Genomic DNA, 13,521 nt, shown 5'->3' on the forward strand with positions numbered 1-13,521 from the left:
ATTCACCGCTCTCCGGACGGGCGCTTCTTGACGCGCCGTCGCATCGACTTCCATCTCACCCCGGCCCGCTTGCCCCACCCGGGGCGGCGCATGGCCAGGGCCGCTTTCGCGGCGGGTTCCTGTCGCGCGAAGGCGATCAGGAGCCCGACGGCGAACATGGTCGGCAGCAGGGCCGACCCCCCGTACGAGAACAGCGGGAGCGGGACGCCGGCGATCGGCAGCAGACCGAGCACCGCACCGATGTTGACCACGGCCTGGGCCGTGATCCAGGTGGTCACACCTCCCGCGGCGAATCGAACGAAGGGGTCCTCCGTGCTTCCGGCCACGCGGATACCCGCATAGCCTAGAGCCGCGAACAGGGCGAGTACCGACAGCGTCCCCGCGAGGCCCAGTTCCTCACCGGCGACCGCGAAGATGAAGTCGGTGTGCGCTTCGGGTAGTTGACCCCATTTTTCCACACTCGCGCCGAGCCCGGAACCGAACCATCCGCCCGACGCCAGAGCATAGATTCCGTGCGCGGCCTGGAGGCACGGGGCCCCCTCGCCACCCGGATCGGTGGCGCCGATGCACTGGAAGCGGTCCAGCCGGTGCGGGCTCGTCCTGATGAGCAGCGCCCCGAGGGCGCCGGCCACGGCGAGCACCCCGACGAAGAGCCGGGTGGGTGCGCCGGCCGTCCACAACAGGCCGAAGAGGATCGCCGCGAGGATGATCGCGGTGCCCATGTCCCCGCCGAGCATGATGAGCCCGAGCAGCATGAAGGCCACCGGGACCAGCGGCACCAGCATGTGCTTCCACTGGGCGAGCAGCTTCGTGTCCTGCTTGCGGGCGAGCAGGTCGGCGCCCCACAGGATCAGCCCCAGCTTGCCGAACTCGCTGGGCTGGAGCATGAAGGGGCCGCCCAGCGAGATCCAGTTCTGGTTGCCGCCGATGTTGTGCCCTATCCCCGGGATCTGGACGAGCACCATCAGGAAGACGGCGCCGACCAGGATCGGGTAGGCGAGCGCCCGGTGCAGCTTCACCGGCATCCGCGAGGCGACCAGCAGCAGCCCGGTGCCCAGGAGGGCCGCGAAGAACTGCTTCCGGAAGAAGTACGACGGCACCAGCTCGTAGCGGAGCGCCGTGATCATCGAGGCCGAATAGACCATCACCAGGCCGAGCGTGGTGATGAGCAGCCCCGCGCCGATGATCACGTAGTACGCCGTGAGCGGCCGGTCCCAGGCCCTTCGCGCCCGGGTGAAGAGGCCCCGCACGCCTCCGCCGCGCGCCCCTCGCGGGGTCGCTGGGGCCCGCCCTCCGCCCGGTCGGGCGGAGGGCCGGCGTGTCCCGGCGATCTTGCTCGGCATGGTCGCTGCCCCCTCCGGTCAGGCCCGGTACGGCCGGACCCTTCGCAGTGGTCGGGTCAGGCGTCCCCGGTGGCGGCGAGGGCGCGGACCGCGTCCGCGAACGCCTCGCCCCGCTTGTTGTAGTTGGCGAACATGTCCATCGAGGCGCAGGCCGGGGCCAGGAGGACGGTGTCCCCCGGGCGGGCCAGCCGGGCCGCCTCACGGACCGCCTCGGACATCGCCCCAGTGTCGGTCCGGTCGAGGTCCACCACCGGGACCTCCGGGGCGTGTCGCGCCAGGGCTTCCCGGATCAGCGCGCGGTCCGCGCCGATCAGGACGGCCCCCCGGAGCCGCTTCGCGGACTTCTCCACCAGCTCGTCGAAGGTGGCGCCCTTGGCGAGGCCGCCGGCGATCCAGACGATCGGGTCGTAGGCGGCCAACGAGGCTTCGGCGGCGTGGGTGTTGGTGGCCTTGGAGTCGTCGACGTACGTCACGCCCTCGACCTCCTCGACCAGTTCGATCCGGTGCGGGTCGGGGCGGAAGGCCCGCAGCCCGTCCCGTACGGCCTTCGCGTCGACACCGAAGGCGCGGGCGAGCGCGGCCGCGGCGAGCGCGTTGGCGATGTTGTGCGGGGCCGGCGGCTGCACGTCGGCGACCTCGGCCAGCTCCTGGGCGTTCTTCTGCCGGTTCTCGACGAAGGCCCGGTCGACGAGGATGCCCTCGACGACGCCGAGCTGGGAGGGGCCGGGGGTGCCAAGGGTGAAGCCGATGGCCCGGCAGCCCTCCTCGACGTCGGCCTCGCGGACCAGGTCCTCGGTGGCCGGGTCGGCGACGTTGTACACGCAGGCGATCCGGTTGCCCTCGTAGATCCGGCCCTTGTCGGCGGCGTACGCCTCCATCGAGCCGTGCCAGTCGAGGTGGTCGGGCGCCAGGTTGAGCACGGCGGCCGAGTGGGCGCGCACGGAGGGCGCCCAGTGCAGCTGGTAGCTGGAGAGCTCCACGGCGAGGACGTCGTACTCCTCGTCGCCGAGGACGGCGTCGAGGAGCGAGACGCCGATGTTGCCGACGGCGGCGGTCCGCAGTCCGGCCGCCTCCAGGATGGAGGCGAGCATCCGGGTCGTGGTGGTCTTGCCGTTGGTGCCGGTGATCGCCAGCCACGGGGCGGCGTCCGGGCCCCTCAACCGCCAGGCGAGCTCGACGTCTCCCCAGATCTCCACGCCCGCCTCGGCGGCGGCCGTGAAGAGCGGCTTGTCCGGCTGCCAGCCGGGGGTGGTGACGACCAGCTCGGTGCCGGTCGGCAGGGTCGCCCCGTCGCCGAGGCGGACGGTGATCCCCTCCGCCTCCAGTGCGGCGGCCTGCGTCCGGGAGCGCTCGTCGTCGCCGTCGTTGACGACGGTCACCACGGCGCCCCGGGCGGCCAGGGCCCGGGCGGCCGGGATGCCGGACACCCCGAGCCCCGCGACCGTGACCCGCTTGCCCTGCCAGTCCAGCTGTTCGCTCACTTGTCGGCTGCCCATCCGGCGTAGAAGAGGCCCAGGCCCACGATGACGCACATGCCCTGGATGATCCAGAACCGGACGACGACCAGGACCTCGGACCACCCCTTGAGTTCGAAGTGGTGCTGGAGGGGAGCCATCCGGAAGACGCGCTTGCCGGTCATCTTGAACGAGCCGACCTGGATGACCACGGACATCGTGATCAGCACGAACAGGCCGCCGAGCAGCGCGAGCAGCAGCTCCGTACGGGAGCAGATGGCGAGACCGGCGAGCGCGCCGCCGAGCGCGAGGGAGCCGGTGTCACCCATGAAGATCTTGGCGGGCGAGGTGTTCCACCACAGGAAGCCGAAGCAGGCTCCCATCAGCGCGGAGGCCACGACCGCGAGGTCGAGCGGGTCGCGGACCTCGAAGCAGGCGCTCGGGTTGGTGAGCGTCAGCGCGTTGGCGCAGGACTCCTGGAACTGCCACAGCCCGATGAAGGTGTAGGCGCCGAAGACCATCACGGAGGCGCCGGTGGCCAGGCCGTCCAGACCGTCCGTCAGGTTCACGCCGTTGGACATGGCCAGGATCATGAAGAGCGCCCAGACCACGAAGAGGACGGGGCCGATCGACCAGCCGAAGTCGGTGATGAAGGAGAGCCTCTCGGAGGCCGGGGTGAGCCCGCGCAGGTCCGCGAACTGGAGCGAGAGCACCGCGAACGCGATGCCGACGATGAGCTGGCCGGCCATCTTCGCCTTGGCCCGCAGGCCCAGCGAACGCTGCTTGACGATCTTGATGTAGTCGTCGAGGAAGCCGACCAGGCCCATGCCGGTCATCAGGAACAGCACCAGGACGCCCGAGTACGTCGGGTCCTCGCCGGTGATGACCTTGGCCAGCGCGTACGCGATGAGTGTCGCCAGGATGAAGGAGATGCCGCCCATGGTGGGCGTGCCCTTCTTCCCGGCGTGGCCGCGCGGGCCGTCGTCCCGGATGAACTGCCCGTATCCCTTGCGGGCGAGCAGCTTGATGAGCAGCGGGGTGCCGATCAGGGTCAGGAAGAGGCCGATGGCCCCCGCGAAGAGGATCTGCCTCATCGGCCCGATACCTCGCCCTCAGCGTCGAGCAGCGCGAGTGCGACCTGCTCGAGACCGACCGACCGGGAGGCCTTCACCAGGACCACGTCCCCCGGGCGCAGCTCCCTGCGCAACAGGTCCACAGCCGCCTGCGCGTCGGACACGTGCACCGACTCCTCACCCCACGAACCCTCGTTATAGGCGCCCAGTTGCAGCCAGGACGCTTCCCTGTCCCCGACCGCGACGAGCTTGCTGACGTTGAGCCGGACGGCGAGCCGTCCGACCGCGTCGTGCTCGGCGAGCGACGCGTCACCGAGCTCGGCCATCTTGCCGAGCACCGCCCACGTACGGGCCCCGCGGGCCTGTCCGGCCCGGCCCATGGCCGCGAGCGCGCGCAGGGCGGCTCGCATGGACTCGGGGTTCGCGTTGTAGGCGTCGTTGACGATCGTCACGCCGTCCGGACGCTCGGTGACCTCCATGCGCCAGCGCGACAGGGAGCCGGCCTCGGAGAGCGCGGTGGCGATCTCCTGGACAGGCATGCCCAGCTCGTGCGCGACGGCGGCCGCTGCGAGCGCGTTCGACACGTGGTGCTCACCGTACAGGCGCAAGGTCACGTCGCTGCACCCGGTGGGTGTGTGAAGCGTGAAAGAGGGGCGGCCGGCGTCGGTGAGGTGGACGTTCTCGGCGCGTACGGCCGCTTCGTCCGCTTCTCCGAAGAGGGTCACGCGGGCCTTGGTGCGGCTCGCCATCGCGCGGACGAGCGGGTCGTCGGCGTTGAGGACCGCCACACCGCCGTCCTCGGCGGACGGCAGGGACTCGACCAGTTCGCCCTTGGCGACGGCGATCTGCTCGCGTCCGCCGAACTCGCCGATGTGGGCGGAGCCCACGTTGAGGACGAGCCCGATCCGGGGCGGGGTGAGCCCGGTCAGGTAGCGGATGTGGCCGATGCCGCGGGCGCCCATCTCCAGGACGAGGTGCCGGGTCTCCTCGGTCGCCCTGAGCGCGGTGAGCGGCAGGCCGATCTCGTTGTTGAGGGAGCCGGGCGTCCAGACGGTGGGCGCGTGGCGGTCGAGGACCTGGGCGATCAGGTCCTTGGTGGAGGTCTTGCCGGCCGAGCCGGTGAGGGCGACGACATCGGTGCCGAGGCGCTCGACGACCGTGCGGGCGAGGGCGCCCAGCGCGCTCTGCACGTCGTCCACGACGATCGCGGGGACGCCGAGGGGGCGGACGGCGAGCACCGCCGCCGCACCCGCCTCGACGGCGCGCTCCGCGTAGTCGTGGCCGTCGACGCGCTCCCCGGCGAAGGCGGCGAAGAGGCTGCCGGGCCTCACCTCGCGGGAGTCGATGACGACGGGCCCGGTGATCCGGGCGCCCGGATCCGGTATGTCGTGCGCCTGCCCGCCGACGATTTCGGCGATCTCGGCGAGGGAGAGGGCGATCACTGCTTCATCCCTGACTGTTCTGGTGACGGTGTTCGATCGCTTCGCGGAGGACCAGGCGGTCGTCGAAGGGACGGACCTGCCCGGCGATCTCCTGGCCCTGCTCGTGGCCCTTGCCGGCGACCAGGACGGTGTCGCCCGGCCTGGCGCGGGCGACGGCCGCGGCGACGGCGGCGGCCCGGTCGGGTTCGACCAGGACGTCTCCGCGCTCCGCGGCGGGCACCTCGGCGGCGCCCGCGAGCATGGCGGTGAGGATCGCGAGCGGGTCCTCGGAGCGGGGGTTGTCGGAGGTGAGTACGGCGGTGTCGGCGAGCCGGGCCGCGGCGGCGCCCATCGGGCCCCGCTTGGTGGTGTCCCGGTCGCCGCCGCAGCCGATGACGACGTGGAGCCGGCCCTCGGTGACCTCGCGGAGCGAGCGCAGGACCGATTCGACGGCGTCGGTCTTGTGGGCGTAGTCGACGACGGCGAGGTACGGCTGACCGGCGTCGACGCGCTCCAGGCGGCCGGGGACGCCGGGGACGGCGGCGACGCCGTCGGCGGCGGTCCGCGGGTCGAGCCCGGCGGTGGCGAGGGTCGCGATGGCGGCGAGGGTGTTGGCGACGTTGAAGGGGCCGGGCAGCGGGGCGGTGGCGGGGATCCGCACACCCTCGGGGCCGACGGCCGTGAAGGTGGAGTCGGCGGCTCCCAGGACGACGTCCTCGGCCCGCCAGTCGGCGTCGGCGCGGCCCTCGGCGGAGAAGGTGACGGTCGGGACGGCCGCCTCCTTCGCGAGCCGGCGGCCGTACTCGTCGTCGGCGTTCACCACGCCGACGCGGCTGCGCGCGGGCGTGAAGAGCATCGCCTTGGCCCGGAAGTAGTCCTCCATGTCGGAGTGGAACTCCATGTGCTCCGGGCTGAGGTTGTTGAAGACGGCGACGTCGAAGACGCAGCCGTCGACCCGGCCGAGCACGAGGGCGTGGCTGGAGACCTCCATGGCGACGGCCTCGACGCCCCGTTCGCGCATGACGGCGAAGAGCGCCTGGAGGTCGGTGGCCTCGGGGGTGGTGCGCTCCGACTTGATGCGCTCGTCGCCGATCCGCATCTCGACGGTGCCGACGAGGCCGGTGTGTCGGCCGGCGCCGCGCAGTCCGCCTTCCACGAGGTAGGCGGTGGTGGTCTTGCCGGAGGTGCCGGTGATGCCGATCTGGAGGAGGTCCGCGCCGGGGCGGCCGTAGATCTCGGCGGCGAGTTCGCCCATCCGGCCGCGCGGGTCCTCGGCGACAAGGACCGGCAGGCCGGTCGCGGCGGCGCGGTCGGCGCCCGTCGGGTCGGTGAGGACCGCGGCGGCGCCGAGGCCGGCGGCCTGGGCGACGAAGTCGGCGCCGTGCAGGCGGGCGCCGGGCAGGGCCGCGTACACGTCCCCGGGGCGTACCGCCCGGGAGTCGTGGGTGATGCCCGAGACCTGGACGTCGTGTGCGGCGTCGGGGAGCTCGGTGCCCAGCCGTGCCGCGAGCTCGCCCAGGGGTGTGGGGCGGGCCCGCTCCGGGCGGGGCGGGGCGGTTCGGGACTGATCAGCGTGTGGCACGGCGGTGAGCGTACCGGGCGCACCCTGGGGGGGACCAAACGAGCCGTGGGCGTCGCCGGAGTTCGATTTACGGTTCCCGGAGTGGGGGGTGATCGTCGTCACTGGTGGTGCTCCCGGGGGTCACGGGGTGGGTGCGAAGGTGACCGGCAGGCGGGGTGACGCGCTGCCGGTGGGGGCCACGTGGAGGCTCTTGAGGGCGAACTCCATGACCTTCTTGTAGATGGGTCCGCAGATCTGGCCGCCGAAGTAGCTTCCCTTGGTGGGGTTCTGGATGGCGCAGTAGACGGTGACGCGGGGCTGGTCGGCGGGGGCGAAGCCGGCGAAGGAGGCGGTGTAGCCCTTGTAGCGGCCGAGTTCGGGGTCGACGCGGTTGGCGGTGCCGGTCTTGCCGGCGACGCGGTATCCGGGGATGGCGGCCTTGGTGCCGGTGCCCTCCCGGTCCTCGACGACGGATTCCAGCATCTGGGCGAGGGTCTTGGCGGTCTGTTCGCTGACGACCCGGCTCTCGGCCGGCTTGTCGGCGGGGGTGAAGCGCCCGTCGGGGCCCTTGGTGCCGCGGACGAGGGTGGGTTCGATCCGTACGCCTCCGTTGGCGATGGTCGAGTAGACGGAGGCGGCCTGGAGGGCGTTGACGGAGAGGCCCTGGCCGAAGGGGATCGTGTACTGCTGGGAGGTGGACCAGTCCTGGGGCTTGGCGAGGATGCCCGCCGTCTCCCCGGGGAAGCCGAGGCCGGTGGGGCTGCCGATGCCGAAGCGGCGGAGGTAGCCGTCGAGGACGCGGTTGGACTCGGCCTGGTCCTTGCCGAGCTGGCCGGTGGCGAGGATGGTGCCGATGTTGCTGGACTTGGCGAGGACGCCGTTGAGGGTCAGGTACCAGGTCGGGTGGTCGATGTCGTCCTTGAAGAGCCGGTCGCCGCGGTGGAGCCGGTTGGGGACGGTGACGTGGGTGTCGGGGGCGGCCTTGCCCTCCTCCAGGACGGCGGCCATGGACATGACCTTGCTGGTGGAGCCGGGCTCGTAGGCGTCCTGGAGGGCGGCGTTGCCCATGCTGGCGGCGTTGGCGGCGGAGAGGTCGTTGGGGTCGAAGCCGGGGGCGTTGGCCATGGCCAGGATCTCGCCGGTACGGGTGTCCTGGACGATGACGTAGCCGCGGTCGGCCTTGGACTTGCCGACCTGTTCGGCGATGGCCTGCTGGGCGGCCCACTGGATGTCCCGGTCGATGGTGAGCTCGATGTCGGAGCCGGGGACGGCGGGGGTGCCCTGGGAGCCGGCGGTGGGGACCTGCCGGCCGCCGGACGCGGTGAAGCGGATCTTGCCGTCCTGGCCGGCGAGTTCGGGGTCGAGCATGGACTCGACGCCGCCGGCGCCGCGGCCCTCGGCGTTGACGTAGCCCAGTATTCCGGCGCCGAGGTCTCCGTTCGGGTAGACCCGCTTGGTGCTGGGCTCGCTGAGGACGCCGCCGAGCAGGTTGACCCGGGTGCCGCCGGGCTCCTGGGCCTTCTGCGCGTAGACCTTCTTGAGGTCCTTGATCTGGTTCCAGACCTGCGGGGTCTGCTTGCGGGCGAGCAGGGTGTAGCGGGAGTCGGGGGTGCGGAGCTTCTTCGCGAGCTCCGCCGGTTCCTTGCCCAGGATCGGGGCGAGGAGGGCGGCGGCCTGCTCGGGCGCGTCGCGGAGCCTGGACTCCTCGGGGGTGAAGAGCTTGGGGTCCGCGGTGATGTCGTAGGCGTCGACGCTGGCGGCCAGGGCGATGCCGTTGCGGTCGGTGATCTCGCCGCGCTCGGCGGAGAGCGTGTACTCCTGGAAGCGGTACTTGTCCGCCTTGGCCGCGTACGCGCTGGCGTCGACGGCCTGGACCTGGAGCAGTCGCACCACGAAGGCGAGCATGACGAGGGTGAGGCCGACGGAGATCAGGCGCAGGCGGGGCCGGGGGCTGCCGAGCTTGATGGTGCGGGGTCTGCGGGCGGGCGGCCGGGGCGCGGGGCGGCGGGCGGCCGGGCGCGGGGCGGGCCGGGGGCCGCGGGCGCCGGGCTTGGCTCCCGTACCGGCTCTGGCTGCCGTGCCGGGCCTGGATCCCGTACCGCCCCTGCCGGCGCGGTCGGCGGCGCCGGCTCCTCCCGCGGAGGAGGAGCGGGGGCGGGCGGGCCGGGCGGGGCCGGGGACGCGGCGGCGCGGGGGCTCCTGGGAGGGCACTGCTCGGTCACCTGCCGGAGGTCGTCGGGGTGGTCGGGGCGGTTCCGGTGGGGGTGGGCTTCGGGTCGGTTCCCGCGCCGGGGGCGGCGCCCTCCCCCGCACCGGAGGGGGTGGGGTCGCTCGTACGGCCCGGGGCGCGGGAGGGAGTGCGGGAGGGCTTCGGGGAGGCGGCGACGGTGGGTTCGCCGAGCACCTTGCCGTCGGGGCCGAGGAAGGCCGGGCTGCCGCCGGGGACCATGCCGAGCTCGCGGGCGCGGCGCTCCAGGGCGTCGGGGGCGGCGTTGGCGTCGACGTCCCGCTGGAGGGCCTGCTCCTCGTCGGTGAGCTCGGTGGTGCGGTCCTTGAGCTCGCGCAGTTCGAAGGAGCCCTGGTTGAGGGCGGAGTTCAGCAGCAGCAGGGTGATGAGGCCGCCGCCGAGGAGGAGCACGACGAGCAGGACGAAGGGGGTCCGGGCGGCCGAGCTGGGTCCGGACGGCATCAGCCGTCCGAGCCGCGCGGCCCGGCCTTTGAGGGGCCCCCTCGCCCCGCTCACAGCACGTCCTCCCGGATGCGCTCGACGCCCCGGAGCCGGGCGGGGGCGGCCCTGCGGTTCTCGGCCACCTCCTCCTCGGTCGGGAGTTCGGCGCCGCGCGTGAGGAGCTTGAGGCGGGGCTGGTACTTCTCGGGGACGACCGGGAGGCCGGGCGGGGCCGTGGTGGCCGCGCCGGCCGCGAAGACCTGCTTGACGAGCCGGTCCTCCAGGGAGTGGTACGAGAGGACGGCGACGCGGCCGCCGACGGCGAGGGCCTTCACGGCGGCCGGGATGGCCCGCTCCAGGACGCTCAGCTCGCCGTTGACCTCGATGCGCAGGGCCTGGAAGGTGCGCTTGGCGGGGTTGCCGCCGGTGCGCTTGGCAGCCTGCGGGAGGGCGTCGCGAATGAGCTCGACGAGCCGGGCGCTGTTGGTGAACGGCTCCTTTTCGCGCTCGCGGACGACGGCGGAGACGATCCGCTTGGCCTGCTTCTCCTCGCCGTACGCGCGCAGGATGCGGACGAGTTCGCCGGCCGGGTAGGTGTTGAGGACCTCGGCGGCGCTCATGCCGGTCGTCTGGTCCATGCGCATGTCGAGCGGGGCGTCCTGGGCGTAGGCGAAGCCGCGGTCGGCCTCGTCCAGCTGCATGGAGGAGACGCCGAGGTCGAAGAGGACGCCGTCGGCCCTGTCGATGCCGAGCCGGTCGAGGACCTCGGGCAGCTCGTCGTAGACGGCGTGGACGAGGGTGGCGCGGTCCCCGTAGGGGGCGAGCCGCTCGCCGGAGAGGCGCAGCGCCTCCTTGTCCCGGTCGAGGGCGACGAGCCGGGCCTCGGGGAAGGCGCGGAGCAGGGCCTCGCTGTGTCCGCCGAGGCCCAGGGTGCAGTCGACGACGACCGCACCGGGGTTCTGGAGGGCAGGGGCCAACATGTCCAGGCACCGCTGGAGCATCACCGGGACGTGTCGGTCGTTGCTCAACGCACCCTCTCAGAACGGACACGGGGGTACGGAGGGCCGGGCTCCCGCCCGCTCGGGGGGTCGGACGCGGTCGTCGGGCGCCGGAGGGGCGCGTCGGCCGACCGGCGAGCGGGAGGGGCGAGCCGTGGGTACCGCCGCGCACACGGGGGAGAAACCGCTTCAAATCGCTCGATTGTCTCCATGGACTCCGCGTCACTCTAGTCCACGGACGGGGCCGGTCAATCAACCGGCTGGCGCGCCGCGCGGCGCCGGAGGCGGGGGCGGGGATTCCGCGTGCTTCACTCGTTCGGCGGCGCCCGGCGGTCACGGCCGGGGGTCACGACCGACGGGCCGCCGACCTGCGCGGTCGAGGGATTCCGCACCTGTGGAGAATGGTTCCGGCACCTGCCCAAACACATCTTTCGCCGCCGCGTAAGACGACAAACCCAGGCAATTCCCCTGCGGTTGTCCACAGCCGAGTGACACAGCCCGGCAATCCCAACAAGAATGCTCATGTGACACCCCCCGACCATCTCACCGGGGGCAGGTGTCCGTGTTCCTGCAAGGCCGAGGAGGGCCGGGGTGACGACCTATGACGACCGAGCGAGCCTCACTGACTTGACCACGACCGCGGAGCGCGTCCGCGGATCGGTGGAGAGCGTGATCGAGGGCAAGCCCGAGGTCGTACGTCTCGCGCTGACGGTGCTGCTCGCGGAGGGGCACCTCCTCATCGAGGACGTACCCGGCGTCGGCAAGACCATGCTCGCCAAGACCCTGGCGAAGTCCATCGACTGCTCGGTGCGGCGCATCCAGTTCACCCCCGACCTGCTGCCGTCGGACGTCACCGGTGTGTCGATCTTCGACCAGCAGCGGCGGGAGTTCGAGTTCAAGCCGGGCGCGATCTTCGCCCAGATCGTCATCGGCGACGAGATCAACCGCGCCTCGCCCAAGACGCAGTCCGCGCTCCTGGAGTCCATGGAGGAGCGCCAGGTCACCATCGACGGGCAGACCTACGAGCTGCCCAGCCCGTTCATGGTGGTGGCGACCCAGAACCCGGTCGAGATGGAGGGCACCTACCCGCTGCCCGAGGCGCAGCGGGACCGCTTCATGGCGCGCGTCTCCATCGGCTACCCGAGCGCCGAGGCCGAGTTCCAGATGCTCGACGTGCACGGGGCGGTCAACCCGCTGGACGACCTCCAGCCGGTCGCCCACGCCCACGACATCCTCAAGCTGATCGAGGCGGTCCGCTCGGTGCACGTCGCCGACGCCGTGCGGCGGTACGCGGTCGACGTCGTCTCCGCCACCCGCAACCATCCGGACCTGCGGCTCGGCGCCTCCCCGCGCGCCACGCTCCACCTGCTGCGGGCCGCCCGCGCCTCCGCCGCCCTCGCGGGCCGCGAGTACGTGCTCCCGGACGACCTCCAGGCACTGGCCGTGCCGGTGCTCGCGCACCGGCTGCTGCCCACCGCGCAGGCCCAGCTCAACCGGCGGAACGCCGAGCAGGTCGTCCTCGACATCCTCCAGCGGACCCCCGTCCCGTCCGCGGCCCCGCCCGCCGGCCAGCTCTACGGCCGGCAGACCGGCGGCCGGCCGCTGTGATGGCGACCCCCGCCGCACCCCGGGGGCAGCGGGCCGACGACCACGACGGCCCGCGGGCCGAGGACAGCCGGGGCGGCCTCCGGGCCGCCCTCGGCGGTCTCACCACCCGCGGCCGGTCCTTCCTGGCCGCCGGGGCGGCCGCCGCCGTCTGCGCCTACGTGCTGGGCCAGGCCGACCTGCTCCGCGTCGGTCTGCTGCTCGCCAGCCTGCCGCTGATCTGCGCGGTCGTCCTGCACCGCACCCGCTACCGGGTCGCCACCTCCCGCCTGCTCACCCCGCAGCGGGTGGAGGCGGGCACGGAGGCCCGCGTCCAGCTCCGCATGGAGAACGTCTCCAAGCTCCCCACCGGGCTGCTGATGCTCCAGGACCACGTGCCGTACATGCTGGGCCCCCGCCCCCGCTTCGTGCTCGACCGGGTCGAGGCGGGCGGCCGGCGCGAGGTCTCCTACCGGGTCCGCTCCGACCTGCGCGGCCGCTTCCCGCTCGGACCGCTCCAGCTCCGGCTGAGCGACCCCTTCGGGATGTGCGAGCTCACCCGCTCCTTCAGCGCGTACGACACCCTGACCGTCGTCCCGCGGACCACCGCGCTGCCGGCCGTCCGGCTGGGCGGCGAGGCATCCGGATACGGCGACGGGCAGCTGCGCACGCTGGCCCTCGCCGGCGACGACGACGTCATCCCGCGCGCCTACCGGCACGGCGACGACCTGCGCCGGGTCCACTGGCGCTCCACCGCCCGGTACGGCGAGCTGATGGTCCGCCGGGAGGAGCAGCCCCAGCGCTCCCACTGCACGGTCCTCCTCGACACCCGCCGCTCCGGCTACCAGGGCTCGGGCCCCGACTCCGCCTTCGAGTGGGCCGTCTCCGGCGCCGCCTCCGTCCTCACCCACATGCTGGAGCGCGGTTACGCGGTCCGGCTGCTCACCGACACCGGTTCCTCGGTCCCCGGCGAGGGTTCCGACGGCTACGCGGGCACGTCCGGCAGCGACTCCGTGGAGACGGCCGGGCTGCTGATGGACACCCTCGCGGTCGTGGACCACTCCGACGGCGCCGGGCTCTCCCGCGCCTCCGACGTGCTGCGCGCCGGGAGCGACGGGCTGCTCGTCGCCTTCCTCGGCGACCTCGACGAGGAGCAGGCCGCCCTCGCGGGCCGGATGCGCGGGAGGGCCGGCGCGGCCGTCGCCTTCGTCCTGGACTCCGGCACCTGGCTCACCGGCGGCGCCGTGGCCGGGGCCGTGCAGGACCGGGTCCGGCAGCTGCGCGAGGCCGGCTGGACCGTCGTCCCGGTGCCGCCCGGGGGGCGGATGACCGATCTCTGGCAGCAGGCCGCCGGAGCGCTGCGGGAGACCGCCGCCGCGGACAGCTACGGAGGATGGGTATGAGCGGGTACGGAGGACG

Annotated in this window: 10 protein-coding genes; 2 read left to right on the forward strand and 8 right to left on the reverse strand. The window is 72.9% G+C overall.

Annotated elements, in window-relative coordinates:
• Positions 1-2: 2 nt before the first annotated feature.
• Genes ftsW through rsmH form a run of 8 tightly spaced genes read right to left on the reverse strand, consistent with a single transcriptional unit; the run spans position 3 to position 10,548 of the window.
• The gene (gene ftsW / locus ACFYT9_RS10475; protein WP_389162181.1) at positions 3-1,343 is read right to left on the reverse strand and encodes a putative lipid II flippase FtsW; all 1,341 of its coding nucleotides are present in this window, start codon (positions 1,341-1,343) and stop codon (positions 3-5) included.
• Between the two features lie 56 nt (positions 1,344-1,399).
• A complete protein-coding gene (gene murD / locus ACFYT9_RS10480) occupies positions 1,400-2,839 on the reverse strand; it encodes a UDP-N-acetylmuramoyl-L-alanine--D-glutamate ligase (protein WP_389162183.1) in 1,440 nt (479 codons plus the stop codon).
• Complete coding sequence (gene mraY / locus ACFYT9_RS10485; RefSeq protein WP_376600954.1) at positions 2,821-3,891, reverse strand: phospho-N-acetylmuramoyl-pentapeptide-transferase; 1,071 nt, start codon at positions 3,889-3,891, stop codon at positions 2,821-2,823. The genes murD and mraY overlap by 19 nt, the downstream gene beginning before the upstream one ends.
• Entirely contained in the window at positions 3,888-5,312 is a 1,425-nt protein-coding gene (gene murF, locus ACFYT9_RS10490; protein WP_376600952.1) for a UDP-N-acetylmuramoyl-tripeptide--D-alanyl-D-alanine ligase, read from the reverse strand. Before murF ends, mraY begins: the two co-directional genes overlap by 4 nt.
• 4 nt (positions 5,313-5,316) lie before the next feature.
• Positions 5,317-6,975, reverse strand: coding sequence for a UDP-N-acetylmuramoyl-L-alanyl-D-glutamate--2,6-diaminopimelate ligase (locus tag ACFYT9_RS10495; protein ID WP_389162185.1), 1,659 nt, complete (start codon positions 6,973-6,975; stop codon positions 5,317-5,319).
• Between the two features lie 18 nt (positions 6,976-6,993).
• Positions 6,994-9,063 carry a peptidoglycan D,D-transpeptidase FtsI family protein gene (locus ACFYT9_RS10500; RefSeq protein WP_376603668.1) on the reverse strand — a complete coding sequence of 690 codons (2,070 nt, stop codon included), beginning with the start codon at positions 9,061-9,063 and terminating at the stop codon, positions 6,994-6,996.
• A gap of 7 nt (positions 9,064-9,070) precedes the next feature.
• Positions 9,071-9,541, reverse strand: a complete 471-nt coding sequence (locus ACFYT9_RS10505; RefSeq protein ID WP_389162187.1) for a septum formation initiator family protein — start codon at positions 9,539-9,541, stop codon at positions 9,071-9,073.
• A 50-nt stretch (positions 9,542-9,591) separates the two neighbouring features.
• The gene (gene rsmH / locus ACFYT9_RS10510; protein WP_387270794.1) at positions 9,592-10,548 is read right to left on the reverse strand and encodes a 16S rRNA (cytosine(1402)-N(4))-methyltransferase RsmH; all 957 of its coding nucleotides are present in this window, start codon (positions 10,546-10,548) and stop codon (positions 9,592-9,594) included.
• 561 nt (positions 10,549-11,109) lie between these two features.
• On the opposite strand from rsmH, the gene ACFYT9_RS10515 reads away from it, so the two are divergent.
• Both ACFYT9_RS10515 and ACFYT9_RS10520 read left to right on the forward strand, forming a co-directional pair.
• Positions 11,110-12,126 (forward strand): AAA family ATPase, encoded by a 1,017-nt coding sequence (locus ACFYT9_RS10515; RefSeq protein WP_387270796.1) that lies wholly within the window; start codon positions 11,110-11,112, stop codon positions 12,124-12,126.
• Positions 12,126-13,505 carry a DUF58 domain-containing protein gene (locus tag ACFYT9_RS10520; protein ID WP_389162189.1) on the forward strand — a complete coding sequence of 460 codons (1,380 nt, stop codon included), beginning with the start codon at positions 12,126-12,128 and terminating at the stop codon, positions 13,503-13,505. The genes ACFYT9_RS10515 and ACFYT9_RS10520 overlap by 1 nt, the downstream gene beginning before the upstream one ends.
• Positions 13,506-13,521 lie beyond the last annotated feature (16 nt).

Source organism: Streptomyces sp. NPDC004435 (assembly GCF_042873895.1).
In the GTDB taxonomy this organism is placed as follows: Bacteria; Actinomycetota; Actinomycetes; order Streptomycetales; family Streptomycetaceae; genus Streptomyces.

Coding starts and splice junctions, on each gene's coding strand:
- mraY (WP_376600954.1), bottom strand. CDS start 3,891: ATGAGGCAGATCCTCTTCGCGGGGGCCATCGGCCTCTTCCTGACCCTG.
- ACFYT9_RS10505 (WP_389162187.1), bottom strand. CDS start 9,541: ATGCCGTCCGGACCCAGCTCGGCCGCCCGGACCCCCTTCGTCCTGCTC.
- ACFYT9_RS10520 (WP_389162189.1), top strand. CDS start 12,126: ATGGCGACCCCCGCCGCACCCCGGGGGCAGCGGGCCGACGACCACGAC.
- ftsW (WP_389162181.1), bottom strand. CDS start 1,343: ATGCCGAGCAAGATCGCCGGGACACGCCGGCCCTCCGCCCGACCGGGC.
- murD (WP_389162183.1), bottom strand. CDS start 2,839: ATGGGCAGCCGACAAGTGAGCGAACAGCTGGACTGGCAGGGCAAGCGG.